Annotated in this window: 12 protein-coding genes; 8 read left to right on the forward strand and 4 right to left on the reverse strand. The window is 70.5% G+C overall.

Annotated features, from left to right (window positions below):
- The first annotated feature begins 184 nt into the window (after nt 1–184).
- From rhaI to ACIBAG_RS00655, 6 genes are all read left to right on the forward strand, one after another.
- The gene (gene rhaI / locus ACIBAG_RS00630; RefSeq protein WP_399099351.1) at nt 185–1,345 is read left to right on the forward strand and encodes an L-rhamnose isomerase; all 1,161 of its coding nucleotides are present in this window, start codon (nt 185–187) and stop codon (nt 1,343–1,345) included.
- Nucleotides 1,346–1,482: 137 nt separating this feature from the next.
- Nucleotides 1,483–3,522, forward strand: a complete 2,040-nt coding sequence (locus ACIBAG_RS00635) for a bifunctional aldolase/short-chain dehydrogenase (protein ID WP_399099353.1) — start codon at nt 1,483–1,485, stop codon at nt 3,520–3,522.
- 8 nt (nt 3,523–3,530) lie between these two features.
- Nucleotides 3,531–4,961, forward strand: coding sequence for a rhamnulokinase family protein (locus ACIBAG_RS00640; RefSeq protein ID WP_399100529.1), 1,431 nt, complete (start codon nt 3,531–3,533; stop codon nt 4,959–4,961).
- Between the two features lie 128 nt (nt 4,962–5,089).
- Nucleotides 5,090–5,845, forward strand: coding sequence for a (Fe-S)-binding protein (locus ACIBAG_RS00645; protein WP_399099355.1), 756 nt, complete (start codon nt 5,090–5,092; stop codon nt 5,843–5,845).
- Complete coding sequence (locus ACIBAG_RS00650) at nt 5,842–7,320, forward strand: LutB/LldF family L-lactate oxidation iron-sulfur protein (protein WP_399099357.1); 1,479 nt, start codon at nt 5,842–5,844, stop codon at nt 7,318–7,320. The genes ACIBAG_RS00645 and ACIBAG_RS00650 overlap by 4 nt, the downstream gene beginning before the upstream one ends.
- On the forward strand, nt 7,317–7,994 hold the full coding sequence (locus ACIBAG_RS00655) for a lactate utilization protein C (RefSeq protein WP_399099359.1): 678 nt from the start codon (nt 7,317–7,319) through the stop codon (nt 7,992–7,994). The genes ACIBAG_RS00650 and ACIBAG_RS00655 overlap by 4 nt, the downstream gene beginning before the upstream one ends.
- Here the strand turns inward: ACIBAG_RS00655 and ACIBAG_RS00660 are convergent.
- From ACIBAG_RS00660 to ACIBAG_RS00670, 3 genes are all read right to left on the reverse strand, one after another.
- Nucleotides 7,967–11,092 (reverse strand): family 78 glycoside hydrolase catalytic domain, encoded by a 3,126-nt coding sequence (locus tag ACIBAG_RS00660; RefSeq protein ID WP_399099361.1) that lies wholly within the window; start codon nt 11,090–11,092, stop codon nt 7,967–7,969. The genes ACIBAG_RS00655 and ACIBAG_RS00660 overlap by 28 nt on opposite strands.
- Before the next feature lie 169 nt (nt 11,093–11,261).
- Complete coding sequence (locus ACIBAG_RS00665) at nt 11,262–12,191, reverse strand: hypothetical protein (RefSeq protein WP_399099363.1); 930 nt, start codon at nt 12,189–12,191, stop codon at nt 11,262–11,264.
- A gap of 95 nt (nt 12,192–12,286) precedes the next feature.
- Nucleotides 12,287–12,877, reverse strand: coding sequence for a hypothetical protein (locus ACIBAG_RS00670; protein WP_399099365.1), 591 nt, complete (start codon nt 12,875–12,877; stop codon nt 12,287–12,289).
- Between the two features lie 170 nt (nt 12,878–13,047).
- Here ACIBAG_RS00670 and ACIBAG_RS00675 point away from each other — a divergent pair, with 170 nt between their 5' ends.
- Nucleotides 13,048–13,839: an ABC transporter ATP-binding protein gene (locus ACIBAG_RS00675; protein WP_399099368.1), complete on the forward strand. Its 792-nt coding sequence runs from the start codon at nt 13,048–13,050 to the stop codon at nt 13,837–13,839.
- A gap of 3 nt (nt 13,840–13,842) precedes the next feature.
- Nucleotides 13,843–15,153: an FtsX-like permease family protein gene (locus ACIBAG_RS00680; protein ID WP_399099370.1), complete on the forward strand. Its 1,311-nt coding sequence runs from the start codon at nt 13,843–13,845 to the stop codon at nt 15,151–15,153.
- A gap of 75 nt (nt 15,154–15,228) precedes the next feature.
- Here the strand turns inward: ACIBAG_RS00680 and ACIBAG_RS00685 are convergent, their stop codons facing one another.
- The gene (locus ACIBAG_RS00685) at nt 15,229–15,435 is read right to left on the reverse strand and encodes a hypothetical protein (RefSeq protein WP_399099372.1); all 207 of its coding nucleotides are present in this window, start codon (nt 15,433–15,435) and stop codon (nt 15,229–15,231) included.
- Between the last annotated feature and the right edge of the window lie 57 nt (nt 15,436–15,492).

Genomic DNA, 15,492 nt, shown 5'->3' on the forward strand with positions numbered 1-15,492 from the left:
GTCGAAAAAATTTCGATGAACGAAGGTCGCGGTCGGGATACGGGAAAGAGCCTTGGCCGCGGGGCTTGACACCCCTCCGGACGACTCATACGTTCCCGTCTTGAATCGTTTCACAGCGACGCGCTTCAGACGCCCGCCGTCTGTCCACCGTCCGACTTCCGTCCCGACGTCACAGGAGCCCTCAGTGACCGAGCTCGCCGCGGTGAAGGCCGCACTCAAGACCCAGGCCGTCGAAACGCCGTCGTGGGCGTACGGGAACTCGGGGACGCGGTTCAAGGTGTTCGCCCAGCGGGGCGTTCCACGGACGCCCCAGGAGAAGATGGAGGACGCGGCTCAGGTGCACGCGTTCACCGGCGTGGCCCCGACCGTCGCCCTGCACATCCCTTGGGACAAGGTCGAGGACTACGGCGCGCTGGCCAAGTTCGCCGAGGAGCGCGGCGTGAAGCTGGGCGCGATCAACTCCAATACCTTCCAGGACGACGACTACAAGCTCGGCAGCATCTGTCATCCGGATGCGGCGGTGCGCAGGAAGGCCGTCGATCATCTGCTGGAGTGCGTCGACATCATGGACGCGACGGGGTCCACGGATCTGAAGCTGTGGTTCGCCGACGGTACGAACTATCCCGGGCAGGACGACATCCGAGCGCGTCAGGACCGCCTGGCCGAGGGACTGGCCGAGGTGTACGAGCGGCTCGGCGACGGGCAGCGGATGCTGCTGGAGTACAAGTTCTTCGAGCCGGCCTTCTACACCACGGACGTGCCGGACTGGGGGACGGCGTACGCGCACTGCCTGAAGCTCGGTGAGAAGGCTCAGGTCGTGGTCGACACCGGGCATCACGCGCCCGGTACCAACATCGAGTTCATCGTCGCCACGCTGCTGCGGGAGGGGAAGCTCGGTGGGTTCGACTTCAACTCGCGGTTCTACGCCGACGACGACCTGATGGTGGGGGCCGCGGATCCGTTCCAGTTGTTCCGGATCATGTACGAGGTCGTGCGTGGGGGTGGGTTCACTCCTGACGTGGCGTTCATGCTCGACCAGTGCCACAACATCGAGGCCAAGATCCCGGCGATCATCCGGTCCGTGATGAACGTTCAGGAGGCTACGGCGAAGGCGCTGCTGGTCGACCGCGTCGCTCTGGCCGAGGCGCAGGCGGCCGGCGACGTGCTCGAGGCCAATGCCGTGCTGATGGACGCGTACAACACGGATGTGCGGCCGCTGCTGCGTGAGGTGCGGGAGGAAATGGGTCTCGATGGCGACCCGATTGCCGCGTACCGCCGGTCCGGGTGGGCCGAGAGGATCGTGGCGGAGCGGGTTGGTGGGGAGCAGGCCGGGTGGGGGGCGTAAGCGTCTGCCGGGATCTGTTTCGTCGCGGACCGCAGGTCCGTTGTGGCTGGTCGCCCCCACCCGGCGGAGCCGCAAATCGATACAGCCCCGCGCCCCTGGGTAAGTGCACTCCCCCTCTCTGACAAGGACTGAAGTTCATGGCAACCCATCCCGAAGCCGCCGCCCTCCTCGCCCGTTCCCATCGGCTCGGCTCCGACCCCCGCAACACCAACTACGCCGGCGGCAACGCGTCCGCCAAGGGCACAGACACCGACCCCGTCACCGGTGGTGACGTCGAGCTGATGTGGGTGAAGGGGTCCGGTGGGGACCTCGGCACGCTCACCGAGGGCGGGCTGGCCGTGCTGCGGCTGGACCGTATGCGGGCGCTCGTCGATGTCTACCCGGGTGTCGAGCGCGAGGACGAGATGGTCGCCGCCTTCGACTACTGCCTGCATGGCAAGGGCGGGGCCGCTCCCTCCATCGACACCGCCATGCACGGGCTCGTCGAAGCCGCGCACGTCGATCACCTCCACCCGGACTCCGGGATCGCGCTCGCGTGCGCCGCCGACGGGGAGAACCTGACCGCCGAGTGCTTCGGCGACACGGTCGCGTGGGTGCCCTGGCGGCGGCCCGGGTTCCAGCTGGGGCTGGACATCGCCGCCATCAAGGCGGCCAACCCACAGGCGATCGGCGTGATCCTCGGCGGGCACGGCATCACCGCCTGGGGTGACACCGCCGAGGAGTGCGAGCGGAACTCGCTGCACATCATCCGGACCGCGGAGAAGTTCCTCGAGGAGCGCGGCAAGGCCGAGCCCTTCGGGCCCGTGATCGAGGGCTACGGCGCCCTGCCCGAGGCCGAGCGGAGGGAGCGGGCCGCCGCCCTCGCGCCGTACGTCCGTGCGCTCGCCTCCCAGGACAAGCCGCAGGTCGGGCACTTCAACGACTCCGAGCCGGTGCTGGAGTTCCTGGCCCGTGCCGAGCACCCGCGGCTCGCCGCGCTCGGGACGTCCTGCCCGGACCACTTCCTGCGCACCAAGGTGCGGCCGCTGGTGCTGGACCTGCCGCCGACCGCACCGCTCGACGAGGCGATCGCCCGGCTGAGGGAGCTGCACGCCGAGTACCGCGAGGAGTACGCCGCCTACTACCAGCGGCACGCCCTGCCCGACTCCCCCGCCATGCGCGGGGCCGACCCGGCGATCGTGCTGGTGCCGGGTGTGGGCATGTTCAGCTTCGGCAAGGACAAGCAGACCGCGCGGGTGGCCGGTGAGTTCTATGTCAACGCCATCAATGTGATGCGCGGGGCCGAGGCCGTCTCCGCCTACGCGCCCATCGAGGAGTCCGAGAAGTTCCGGATCGAGTACTGGGCCCTCGAGGAGGCCAAGCTTCAGCGGATGCCGAAGCCCAAGCCGCTGGCGACCCGGGTCGCCCTGGTGACCGGCGCCGGCAGCGGGATCGGGAAGGCCATCGCGCACCGGCTCGTCGCCGAGGGGGCGTGTGCGGTCGTCGCGGACCTCAACGCCGAGAACGCCGAGGCCGTCGCCCGGGAACTCGGCGGGTCCGACAAGGCCGTCGCCGTGAGCGTCGACGTCACCTCGGAGGAGCAGATCGCCGACGCCTTCAAGGCGGCCGTGCTCGCCTTCGGCGGTGTCGACCTCGTGGTCAACAACGCCGGTATCTCCATCTCCAAGCCGCTGCTGGAGACCTCGGCCAAGGACTGGGACCTCCAGCACGACATCATGGCGCGCGGTTCCTTCCTCGTGTCGAGGGAGGCGGCGCGTGTGATGATCGCGCAGGGGATCGGCGGTGACATCGTCTACATCGCCTCCAAGAACGCGGTCTTCGCCGGGCCCAACAACATCGCCTACTCCGCCACCAAGGCCGACCAGGCCCACCAGGTGCGGCTGCTGGCAGCCGAGCTCGGCGAACACGGCATCCGTGTCAACGGGATCAACCCGGACGGTGTGGTGCGCGGGTCCGGCATCTTCGCCGGTGGCTGGGGAGCCAAGCGGGCCGCGGTGTACGGGGTCGAGGAGGAGAAGCTGGGTGAGTTCTACGCCCAGCGAACCATCCTCAAGCGGGAGGTGCTGCCGGACCACGTCGCGAACGCCGTCTTCGCCCTCACCGGCGGGGACCTGACCCACACCACCGGGCTGCACATCCCGGTCGACGCCGGCGTCGCGGCCGCCTTCCTGCGGTGAGCGCGGATCTGAAGTCGTACGCCGCGGTCGACCTCGGCGCGTCCAGCGGGCGTGTCATGGTCGGCCGTGTCGGGCCCGACAGCCTGGAGCTGGCCGAGGCGCACCGGTTTGTGAATCGGCCGGTCCGGGTGCCGGAAGGGCTGCGATGGGACATCCTCGCGCTGTACGCGGGGGTGCTGGACGGACTGCGGGCGGCCGGTCAGGTCGACTCCGTCGGCATCGACAGCTGGGCCGTGGACTACGGGCTGCTGGACGCCCACGGGGCGCTGCTCGGCAACCCCGTGCACTACCGGGACTCCCGGACGGAGGGCATCGCGGAGAAGGTGTGGGCGACCGTTCCGGCGGCGGAGTTGTACGCCGCCACCGGACTGCAGTACGCGCCCTTCAACACCCTGTACCAGCTGACGGCGGCCCGGTCCTCGGCGCAACTGCCGTATGCCGAGCGGCTTTTGCTCATCCCCGACCTGCTGACGTACTGGCTCACCGGCGAGCAGGGCACCGAACTCACCAACGCCTCCACCACCCAGCTCATCGACCCGCGCACCCGCGACTGGTCGTACGAGATCGCCTCGCGGCTCGGTATCGACCTGTCGCTGTTCGCGCCGCTGCGACAGCCCGGTGATCCGGCGGGCGTCCTGCGGCCGGAGGTGCTGGAGGAGACCGGGCTCGGCGGGCCGGTGCCGGTGACCGCTGTCGGTTCGCACGACACCGCATCCGCCGTGGCCGCCGTGCCGGCCGAGGACGAGCGGTTCGCCTACATCTGCACCGGCACCTGGTCGCTGGCGGGGCTGGAGCTGGCCTCTCCCGTGCTGACCGAGGAGAGCCGGGCCGCCAACTTCACCAACGAGCTGGGGTTGGACGGCACGGTCCGGTATCTGCGGAACATCATGGGACTGTGGCTGCTCCAGGAGTGCGTACGGGCCTGGGGCAACCCCGACCTGGGCGGGCTGCTGCTGGAGGCGTCCGAGGTGCCGGCGCTGCGGTCGGTCGTGGACGCGGGGGACTCGGTATTCCTGGCGCCGGGGCGGATGCCGGAGCGGATCGCCGAGGCGTGCCGGGACTCGGGGCAGCCGGTGCCCGAGTCGCCCGCCGAGATCACGCGCTGCATCCTCGACTCGCTCGCGCTCGCCCACCGCAGGGCCGTCGCGGACGCCCAGCGGCTGGCCGGGCATTCCGTGGACGTCGTCCATGTCGTCGGCGGCGGCACCCGCAACGCCCTGCTGTGCCAGCTGACCGCCGACGCCTGCGGGCTGCCGGTGGTCGCGGGCCCGACCGAGGCCGCCGCCCTCGGGAACGTCCTCGTCCAGGCCCGGGCCCACGGGCTGGTCGGGGACCTCGCGGACGGGCGGCGACTGCTCACCCGTACGCAGCCGTTGACCCGCTACGAGCCGCAGGGGGACACGGCACGCTGGAGCGAGGCGGAGGCCCGGCTCACCTGACGGTGACCCTCACCCGACGGTGCCCCTCACCCGATGGTGAAACTCACCCGATGGTGAGCGGGGTCTCCCCTGGGCCGCGCGCCCGCACTACCCTTCACTCATCCGATGATCGATCACAAGGAGCCGCGATGCGTGTCGCCCTGTTCCTGACCTGTGTCAACGACACGCTCTATCCGGACACCGGCCGTGCCGTGGTGAAACTGCTGACCAGGCTGGGCGCCGAGGTCGACTTCCCGCTGGCGCAGACCTGCTGCGGGCAGGCGCACTACAACACCGGATACCGGCACGAGGCCGAGCCGCTGGCCCGGCATTTCTCCGATGTCTTCGGCGAGTACGAGGCGATCGTCACCCCGTCGGGGTCGTGCGGGGCGATGGTGCGGGAGCTGTATCCGCGGATGGGTGAGCGGGCCCGGGCCGAGGGGCGCGGGGACACGCTCGCGGCGACCCTGGCGCCGGTGGTGCCGAAGACGTACGAGCTGACGGAGTTCCTGGTGGACGTGCTGGGGGTGACGGACGTCGGGGCCTACTATCCGCACAAGGTGACCTACCACCCGACCTGCCACGGACTGCGCGGGCTGGGGCTGGGCGAGCGGCCCCGGCGGCTGCTCCAGGCCGTCAAGGGGCTGGAGTTGGTCGAGCTGCCCGGTGCCGAGGAGTGCTGCGGGTTCGGCGGCACCTTCGCGCTGAAGAACTCCGACGTCTCGGCGGCGATGGGCGCGGACAAGGTGCGCAACGCCGAATCGACGGGCGCCGAGGTGCTGTGCGCGGCCGACAACTCCTGTCTGATGCACATCGGCGGCACCATGGCACGGCTCAGTACGGGTATGCGGCCGGTGCACATCGCGGAGATCCTGGCGAGCACGGAGGAGGAACCGGCGGTATGAGCGGGACGTTCGTCGGGATGCCGGCCTTTCCCAAGGCCGCGCACGAGGCCGTGCACGACCAGACCCTGCGCGGCAATCTGCGGCACGCCACGCACACCATCCGCGCCAAGCGGGCGAAGGCCGTCGCGGAGGTGTCCGACTGGGCGGAGCTGCGCGAGGCGGGCAAGCGGATCAAGGACCATACGCTGCGTCATCTCGACCGGTACCTCGTGCAGTTGGAGGAGTCGGTCACGGCGGCGGGCGGTACGGTCCACTGGGCCGCCGACGCCGACGAGGCCAACCGGATCGTGGCCGACCTCGTCAAGGCGACGGGTGAGTCCGAGGTGGTCAAGGTCAAGTCCATGGCCACGCAGGAGATCGGGCTCAACGAAGCGCTGGAGGCGGAGGGCATCCGCGCCTACGAGACCGATCTCGCCGAGCTGATCGTGCAGTTGGGCAAGGACCGGCCCTCGCACATCCTCGTCCCCGCGATCCATCGCAACCGGGGCGAGATCCGGGACATCTTCCGCGGCGAGATGGGCGAGTGGGGCCGCCCGGCCCCCGAGGGCCTCACGGACACGCCCGCGGAACTCGCGGAGGCCGCGCGGCTGCACCTCCGGGAGAAGTTCCTGCGCGCCAAGGTCGGTGTCTCCGGCGCCAACTTCATGGTCGCCGAGACCGGCACCCTGGTGGTCGTGGAGTCCGAGGGCAACGGTCGCATGTGTCTGACCCTGCCCGAGACGCTGATCTCGGTCGTCGGCATCGAGAAGATCCTGCCCACCTGGCGGGACCTGGAGGTGTTCCTGCAGACACTCCCCCGCTCCTCCACCGCCGAGCGCATGAACCCGTACACGACCATGTGGACCGGTACGACGGACGGGGACGGGCCGGAGAACTTCCACCTGGTCCTGCTCGACAACGGCCGCACCGACACGCTCGCCGACGAGGTCGGCCGCCAGGCCCTGCGCTGCATCCGCTGCTCGGCGTGTCTCAATGTGTGCCCGGTGTACGAGCGGGCGGGCGGGCACGCGTACGGCTCGGTCTACCCGGGACCGATCGGGGCCATCCTCAGCCCCCAACTGAGGGGCGTCACAAGCGAGATCGACGCCTCACTGCCGTACGCATCGTCGCTGTGCGGTGCCTGCTACGAGGTGTGCCCGGTGGCCATCGACATCCCCGAGGTGCTGGTGCATCTGCGGGAACGGGTCGTGGAGGGCGGCGCGGTGACGGAGCGGGGCAACAAGGTGGTGCTCAAGCCCGCGAAGGGGCATGCCGCCGAGCGGGCCGCGATGCGGGCGGCACGGTGGGCGCTCAGCCGGCCGGGCGCCCTGCGCGCCGGGCAGCGGCTCGCCTCGCGCACGCGTCGCCTGCATCCGCGGTCGCTGCCCGGTCCGGGCAAGGCGTGGAGCGGGACGCGGGATCTGCCGACGGTGCCCAAGGAGCCGTTCCGGGACTGGTGGCAGCGGACGAACGGCGGGAAGGACGGCGCGAAGTGAGCAGCAGGGAACGGATCCTGGGGCGGGTGCGGCGCGCGCTGGCAGACGCACAGGACCCACGGCAGGACGACACGCCGTACGAGCAGGCGGTTGCGCGCGACTACCTGCGGGAGCACGGGCGGCGGAGCGTCGCGGAGACGGTCGATCTGCTGGCCGAGAACCTCGCGGACTACCGGGCGATCGTGCACCGCTGCACGCCCGCCGATCTCGCGGGGACGATCGCCGGGATGCTCGCGGCGCGGGGCGCGAAGACGGTGCTCGTGCCGCCGGGTCTGGATCCCGGGTGGCTCGCGGCGACCGACGCCGAGCGGATCCCGGACCGGGTGGAGAGCACCCCGCACGAGCTGGACCGGGTGGACAGCGTGGTCACCGCGAGTGCGGTGGCCGTCGCCGAGACCGGCACCATCGTCCTCGACGGCTCCCCCGACCAGGGCCGCCGCCGCATCACGCTCGTCCCCGATCACCACATCTGTGTCGTACGCGTCCCCGATCAGGTCGTTTCGTCCGTCCCGCAGGCCCTCGAACGCCTCGACCCGGCCCGTCCGTTGACGTGGATCTCCGGTCCGTCGGCGACCAGCGACATCGAGCTGGACCGGGTCGAGGGGGTGCACGGTCCGCGCACCCTGGAGGTGGTGCTGGTGGGCGGTCAGGCCAGCGCGGACGTCACCTCGTAGCGGCCGGACGGGAGTCGGTAGGCGGCGGTGCCGTCGGCGAAGCCCAGGTACTCCACGCCCTCGACCCGGGACAGGGGCGTGCGGCCCTCGCGGACCGTCGACGGGTCCGTGGTCGGAAGGCGGAGGGTCGCGGTCGAGTTCGCCGGCACCGCGGCCCGGTAGGTCAGCTTCCGGTCGTGCGCCTGCCACTGGCTGACGATCTCGCCGTACGGCGAGACATACGACCCGGCCACCCGCCTGACCTTGCCGGTCGGGTCGAGGTGCGGCCTGAGAAAGAAGTGCCGGAAACCGGGGTGTTCCGGGTCCTTGGCGATGCCGGCCATGCTCTCGTACATCCACTCCATGATCGCGCCATAGGAGTAGTGGTTGAACGAGTTCATGTCGACCGGGCCGAAGCCGTCCTCCTTCGAGTACGAGTTCCAGCGCTCCCAGATGGTGGTGGCACCGTTGCGCACCGAGTACAGCCAGGAGGGCATGGCGTCCTGGTGGAGCAGCTTGTACGCGAGGTCGACGCGGCCCTCGTCGGTGAGCACCGGGGCGAGGACGTTCACACCGAGGAAGCCGACGGAGAGGGTGTTCTCGGCGTACTTCACGCGGGTGCTGTCGGGGTGGGCCCGCTTGTAGGCCTCGTCGTTGCCGATGTTCTCGGCGAGTGACCCCACCAGGTGGCGGCGCTGGGCCTCGGTGTCGTAGAGGCCGAGCTTGAGGACCCAGAGCAGGGCGGTCTGGCTGTTGTCCTCCGGTGTGCCGCCGATCCACGGTGGTGCCTCGCCCAGGCTGGAGCGGACCGTGACCTCGCCCGTGCTGGGATCGGTGACGAGGTACTTGGCGACGAAGGCCCGCTTGATGCGGGAGAAGAGTTCCTCGTAGGTGCGGGATTCGTCGTCGCGGCCCGTGGCGCGGGCCATGTCCGCCATGAGGCGGGCGCTGTAGCCGTAGTAGACGTCGCTGATGAGCTGGGTGCTGGTGTCCTGGAAGGCCAGCCAGTCGCCGAAGATCGCACCCTGCCCGGCGTAGGTGTCGCCGGTGCGCTGCCGGATCCAGTCCAGGTACTTCTTCATCGCGGGCCAGCTGCGGTCGATGACGGTGGTGTCGCCGGACATCTGCCACACCGTCCACGGCACGACCACGCCGCAGTCCGCCCAACCGCTCGCCGGGATCGGCTGGTTGTAGCGGGCGCCGGGGGCGATCCAGGTGAACTGGGCGCCGTCGGCGCCGTAGGTGCGCTGCGAGTCGGTCAGGGTGTCCTGGAAGTGGCTGAGGAAGTTCACCGCGTCGGCGTTGTAGAGGCCGGTGTTGGCGAAGAGCTGGGTGTCGCCGGTCCAGCCGCAGCGTTCGTCGCGCTGGGGGCAGTCGGTGGGGACCCATAGGTAGTTGCCGCGCTGGCCCCAACGGACGTTGCTGATCAGCTGGTTGACGTCGGCGTCGTCGGTCTCGACCGTGCCGACGTCACGGAGGGCGGAGGTCGCGACGCGGCCGGTGAAGCGGGCGAGGGTGACGGTGTCCGTCGCGGTGACGGAGACATAGCGGAAGCCGTAGAAGGTCAGCGAGTCCTGGTGGGTCTCGCCGTCGGGGTCGCCCTTGAGGATGTATGTGCTGGTGGCCTTGGCGGCCCGGAGGTTGGCGCGGTAGACCGAGCCGACGGGGCCGTCTGCGCCCGCGCTGTCGTCGTTCAGCATCTCGCCGGGCCTGAGGGAGACTTGGGCGCCTGCCGGGCCGCGCAGGGTGTAGCGGGGGACGCCGACCATGTTCTGGCCGAGGTCGATCACGGCCGTGTCGCCGGGGCGCAGGGTGACGGCGGCGGTGGCGGCGGAGGCCGGGTCGGTGACGGTGCGGGCGGCGTCGACGACGATGCGGCCCTTGCCGTTGGGACTGCCGTCCTGGCCGGTCACGCCGGTGTGGACGGTGATGGAGCGCGGCCTGCGGTCCCACTCCGGCACCAGGCGGGCGCTCTCGCCGGGATAGGCGACCAGCCTCGCCTCGGGAAACCGGGTGGCGTGGTCGTGCTCGGTCACGTCTGCCCAGCCGGAGGCGTCGAAGCCGTTCTCCGCCCAGCCCGGGAGTTCCTTGCGGGCGTCGTAGGTCTGGCCGTCGTAGATGTCGTCGGCACGGTACGGGCCGGTGTCGGTGGCCTGCCAGTCGTCGCCGGGTGTGGTGACGATGGTCTGCTCGGATCCGTCGGCGTAGCGGACGAGCAGCTTGGCCTTGAGGGCCAGGCGGTTGCCGGCGGCGGAGTAGTAGGTGCTGTTGTCGGAGATACGGCCGTTGTACCAGCCGTTGCCAAGTACGGCCGCCAAGGTGACGTGCCCTTGGTTCCGCTGCCCGGCGACCAGGTCCGTGACGTCGTAGGTGAAGTAGTTGATGGTGCTGTCGTAGTTGGTCCAGCCCGGTGTCAGCAGTTCGGGGGTGGTTCCGTCACCGTGCGGGACCGTGACCCTGTGGCCGTTGACGTACGCCTCGTACACGCCCAGGGCGGTGATGTAGAGCCGGGCCGCCAGTACTTGACGGCCTGTCAGCGGTGCCTCTCGACGCAGCAGTGGGGCGCCGGGGGTGTTGGGCTGCTTGCCCGCCATGGCGATCCACTGGGCGCCGCCCCAGCCGGCGACGCCGTCGGTGCCGAGGAGGCCGGTCTCGAAGTGGGCGGTCGGGGCGGCGGGTACGGCGCGGCCGGTCTCGTCCCAGACCGTCACCGTCCAGTGGTAGCGGGTGGAGGCGGAGAGGGCGGGTCCGCTGTAGCGCACGGCGATCGAGGCCGGTGACGTGACGCGGCCGCTGTTCCAGATGTCCGCCTTGGCGGGGGTCAGGCGGTCGGGACGCGTCGCCACCAGGATGCGGTACGCCGACTGGCGGCGGCCTCGCGCCGGGGAGGTCATGCGCCAGCCGAACCTCGGGTGGGGCGCGTCCATGCCGAGGGGATTCGTTCTGTGCTCGACCGTCAGACCTTCGACGGCGGTGCGGTGCGAGGCGGGTGCCGCCGCCGCGGGCCCGCCCGCGGTGATCCCGCCCGCCATGGCCAGTGGGGCGACGCCCAGTGCCGTGGTGAGCACCGTCCTTCGGCGTACCCCGTCGCGCTTCGTGCTGTCGACTCCGTCGTTCATGCCGTAGTCCCTTTCGGCTGCTCGGAGTTGGAACGATTCAGCTCGAACGACGGTTGAAGCTAGTGGCAGAAGTGAAAGGTGTCCATGGCTCGATCAGGACGAATACCTTGCAGAATCAAACAGAACTCCCCAGTCTCATAGGGGGAGTTGAAACAGTTCAAAAACGGAGTCAGGTGTTCTTGCCCGGCCGCCTCGTCGAGTCGCGGCTCAGGATGCCGAAGGCCCAGCGCTCGTTGAAGCCCGCCACGAAGCCGATGGCGCACCAGAAGCCCCAGAACTCCGTGCCCGCGGCGGCCGATCCCGAGCTCCCCGCCGCCGGGCAGATCTCGGTCGTGGTCGCGGGCGGCTCGAAGACGGTCACGATGCCACCGCTGAGCAGGAAGTAGACGGCGAGGGCCAGGATCCACCCGACGAACACCCGGTACACGCCTTCGTGGCGCATGCTGCGGGCCATCTGCCCCGGGACGACGATGCCCTCCCGCCCGTTGGTCTGCCGGCGCGCCAGCTGGTCGGCGCTGCCACGAAGCCGTACCAGCACGCTGAGCACGGCCCCGAACGCGCCGACGCCGCCGCACACGAACGCGCCCAGCAGGCTCCAGCGGTCGGTGCAGTTCAGCGCCACGCCCAGCGCGCCGAGCAGGTCGACGCCCCAGAGCAGCGGCACGGCGAGCAGAGCCAGACCGGCGGCCGAGCCCAGTGCCAGACCGATGTTGAGACCCCGGCTCACGGCGGTCGCACTGTCCTGCGCCAGCCGGCCCCGCAGGTCGGCGATCTCCTGGTCGAGATACTCGGTCAGATGCTCGTTCGGCTTGGCGTCGCCCAGCCGTGGATCACTCAGCGCGTTGCCGAGCACCCGGACCACGGTGACCCGCGCCGAGACCCGTGTCCTGCGTTCGAAGGCGCGCTGCGAGGCGCCGTAGAGGAGCTGTAACTGCAGCTGCTGTTCCGGATACAGATCTCCGAACTGCACATAGGCACGGTCGAAGCCGCCCGGCACGACCTCCATCAGCCCTTCGGGCCACAGCTCGGTGTCCGCCCCCTGGACCGACTCCCGCATTGCCCGCCACCAGGTCCGGCGGCGTCCCCCGTCTTCCGTCATGGCCAAATCTGTACCGGCATCGGGCCCTTGCGGGGAAGTCTCCCAAGGCACCAGTCCTGTCACCGACTTCACGGAGCCGCGACCACCGTGTGCCGTCAGGAGTAGACGATCGGGCATCCCCGCCGTGTCGAGTGCTGGGCGGCGCGCAGATACAACGCCACATAGAAGGCCGCGTCGAGGTCGTCACTCCACCGTCCCGGCCGGATCGCCGCGGTCCGCTTCGCCTCTCCGTCCAGAAACCACGAGGTCAGCTCGAGGTTGTCCGACGTCGCCGGTATCTCGTCGGACGGCAGCTCGACGGCCTCCGCCAGCCGCTCCGCGAGGGCGAGGATCTGCGGGGCACCGGCGACGGTCGTCGTCAGGTCGTACGCCGACTCGACCGGCAACTCGATCTCCTCGTCGAGAGACACCGGTACGAGCACCGTCCAGCCCAGGAGCAGTTCCTGTTCCGCTCCCGAAAGGTGCGCCCGGCACAGCGCGGTGAAGCCGTCCATGGGCGGGACGAGTTTCTCCTCGAAGGCCGTCCCCGAACCCGGAGCGAACGCCGCCTCTTCGGGAACGCTCGTGTACGGCGGCAGCCCACGCCGCGCCAACTCCTCGTTCAGCCCGGCGGCGACGTCCCCACGGCCGTCCTCCTCCTCGCCGAACCACTCCTGCGCGCCGACGCTCACCAGATAGATCCCCATGCCCGCAACGTACCGCCCACCACTGACAACGCCTTCGGTCACCGGCTGCCGATCCCCGGTCGAAGGTGTCGCTGAGTACACCCGGCGATACGGGTTCTGCGCCCAATGTGGTCAAGTCGCCTGCTCCGTAGCTTCGTCGGCAGGGCACAGGGAGTGCCGGACGGAGAGTGATGACGATGTTTCGCGCAGGCTCGCGACGAACGGGCGACAAGGGACCCGCCCCCGAGGCGCTCCGGTTGGTCAAGGTCACCAAGACCTACGGTTCGCACGACAGCGCGGTGACCGCTCTGGACGGGGTCACGCTCGGCCTCGGGCGGGGCACCTTCACCGCGGTGATGGGCCCCTCGGGGTCCGGCAAGACCACGCTGCTGCACTGCGCGGCCGGTCTCGACCGGCCCGACAGCGGCATCGTGCGCGTGGACGGCACCGAGCTGACCGGGGGCGGCGAGGCGGAGCTGACGCGGTTCCGGCGCGGCCGGATCGGGTTCGTGTTCCAGCAGTACAACCTGCTGGAGACGCTCACCGTCGCCCAGAACACGGTGCTGCCGCTCAAACTCGCCGGCCGGCGCGTCGACCGCATGCGGGTGGTGGAGATCCTGACCTCCGTCGGCCTCGGTGACCGCCTCGGGCACCGCCCCGACCAGCTGTCAGGCGGTCAGCGGCAGCGTGTCGCCATCGCGCGCGCCCTGGTGACCGAACCGCGCGTGATCTTCGCGGACGAGCCGACCGGCGCCCTGGACACGCGCAGCGCACGCGACGTGCTGCGGTTGCTCCAGCAGGCGGTGCGCGTGCACGGCCGGACCGTGGTCATGGTGACCCACGACCCGGTCGCCGCCTCGTACGCCGACTCGGTGCTGTTCCTGGCGGACGGCCGGCTGGCGGGCCGGATGGACGCGCCGGCCCCGGACGCGGTGGCCGAACGGCTCGCGCACCTCGGCGACAACGTGGCGACGGAGGTCTGAACCATGTTCATGCTGGCCATGCGGTCGATACGGCACCGCCCCGGGCGGTTCCTCGCCACGTTGCTGTGCGCGTTCCTGGGCGCGGCGATCATCATGACGTTCAACTCGATGCACGACACGGCCGCGCGGGAGGGCGTCGACCCGACCAGCGCGGAGACGCTGTCGACGGCCGCGGGTGTCGTCGGCGGCTACGGCACCCTGCTGGTCTTCTTCGCGGTCGCCTCGGCCCTGACCGTCAACGTCCGGCAGCGCGCCGCCGAGTTGACGCTGCTGCGCTGCTCGGGGGCGACTCCCGGGCAGCTGAAGCGGATGGTCGTGGGCGAGGCCGTGGCGGTGGGCCTGGTGGGCGCGGCGCTGGCGATCGGTCCGGCGATGCCGGCCGGCCGGGCGCTGCTGGAGGTGTTCCAGGACAGCGGTCAGGTCGCTGCGTCCGTGGACCACTCCTTCGGTCCGATCGCGCTCCTGACGGGCATCGGCATCACACTGCTCGCGTCGGTGGGCGCCGCCTTCCTCGCCGTACGGCGCGCGACCCGCGGGCACGAGAAGCGCGGCGGGGCGCGGAAGTTCCTCGCGTACGCCGCGCTGCTCACCGGTGCGGTGTCGGCCTCCTCCACCTTCGTGTTCTCGGCGACGGACGCGGCCCTGATGGCGCCGCCGGCCTACGGGGCGATCCTGCTGTCGGTGGGGTTCGCGCTGATGGCGCCGCGGCTCCTGGAGGGCGTACTGGACCGGCTGCCGGCAGGCGGGGCGAGCGGCTGGCTGGCCGTGCGGAATCTGCGGGAACGGGCTGGTCATCTGGCCGGGATCCTGATGTCGCTGATCCTGTTCACAGCCGTGGCCACGGCCACGCTGACCATACAGGCGGTGGAGAGCGACGCCGTCGAGGCCTCGGGGCTGACGAAGTCGGTCGACGCCAAGAACCTCGAGACACTCAACTTCACGGTCGTCGGCATCATCGTGGTGTTCGTCGGCGTGATGCTGGTCAACTCGCTGTACGCGGCGACGAGTTACCGGGGCCGGGAGTTCGGGCAACAGCGCCTGGCCGGGGCGACCCCGGGTCAGGTACTCGGGACGGTCGGCGCCGAGACCGTGATCCTGACGGTCACCGGAGTCCTGTTCGGCTCGGTGGCCGCGCTGGCCGGGATCGTCCCGTTCACGGTGGTCCGCGGGGACGCCGTACTGCCGGGAGAGGTCTACGGCATCGGGGTCGCCGTCGTCGCCATCGCGGCGGCGGTGACGCTGGGCACGAGCCTGGTCACGGCCCGGCGGATGCTGCGGACCCCCGCGGTCGGGGCGGTCGCGGTGGCGTCATGACGACGACGGTCGCGCGGGGACGGCTGCCTCGGCGGCCGTCCCGTCGGTTCAGGCCGGCGGCGTCCAGCAACGTGGTCACCGTCGGCACAACCAGGCGGCGAGATACGGGCACCCTTGGTAGGCGGGCTCGGCGGACACCTTCTCCAGCCGTTCGAAGACGTGCACGATCCGCTCGCGGGGCGTGCCGGCGCCCTGCGCGCCTGGCGCCGGCACGGCCTCGTCCGCGGGAAGCCGTCGCTCGAGGTTCGCCGCGAGGGCCTCGCCCGTGCCGGCGAAGAGCACCGGAAGACGAGAGGAAACCGATCGGTATACCGCCTTCCGATCCACCGAGCCCTCGTG

This window comes from Streptomyces sp. NPDC051243, from assembly GCF_044455405.1.
GTDB lineage: Bacteria > Actinomycetota > Actinomycetes > Streptomycetales > Streptomycetaceae > Streptomyces.

Excerpts from the sequence above, each read along its gene's own strand:
- ACIBAG_RS00645 (WP_399099355.1), top strand. The coding sequence starts at position 5,090 with ATGCGTGTCGCCCTGTTCCTGACCTGTGTCAACGACACGCTCTATCCG.
- ACIBAG_RS00680 (WP_399099370.1), top strand. The coding sequence starts at position 13,843 with ATGTTCATGCTGGCCATGCGGTCGATACGGCACCGCCCCGGGCGGTTC.
- ACIBAG_RS00660 (WP_399099361.1), bottom strand. The coding sequence starts at position 11,092 with ATGAACGACGGAGTCGACAGCACGAAGCGCGACGGGGTACGCCGAAGG.
- ACIBAG_RS00675 (WP_399099368.1), top strand. The coding sequence starts at position 13,048 with ATGACGATGTTTCGCGCAGGCTCGCGACGAACGGGCGACAAGGGACCC.
- ACIBAG_RS00665 (WP_399099363.1), bottom strand. The coding sequence starts at position 12,191 with ATGACGGAAGACGGGGGACGCCGCCGGACCTGGTGGCGGGCAATGCGG.
- ACIBAG_RS00670 (WP_399099365.1), bottom strand. The coding sequence starts at position 12,877 with ATGGGGATCTATCTGGTGAGCGTCGGCGCGCAGGAGTGGTTCGGCGAG.
- ACIBAG_RS00635 (WP_399099353.1), top strand. The coding sequence starts at position 1,483 with ATGGCAACCCATCCCGAAGCCGCCGCCCTCCTCGCCCGTTCCCATCGG.
- ACIBAG_RS00650 (WP_399099357.1), top strand. The coding sequence starts at position 5,842 with ATGAGCGGGACGTTCGTCGGGATGCCGGCCTTTCCCAAGGCCGCGCAC.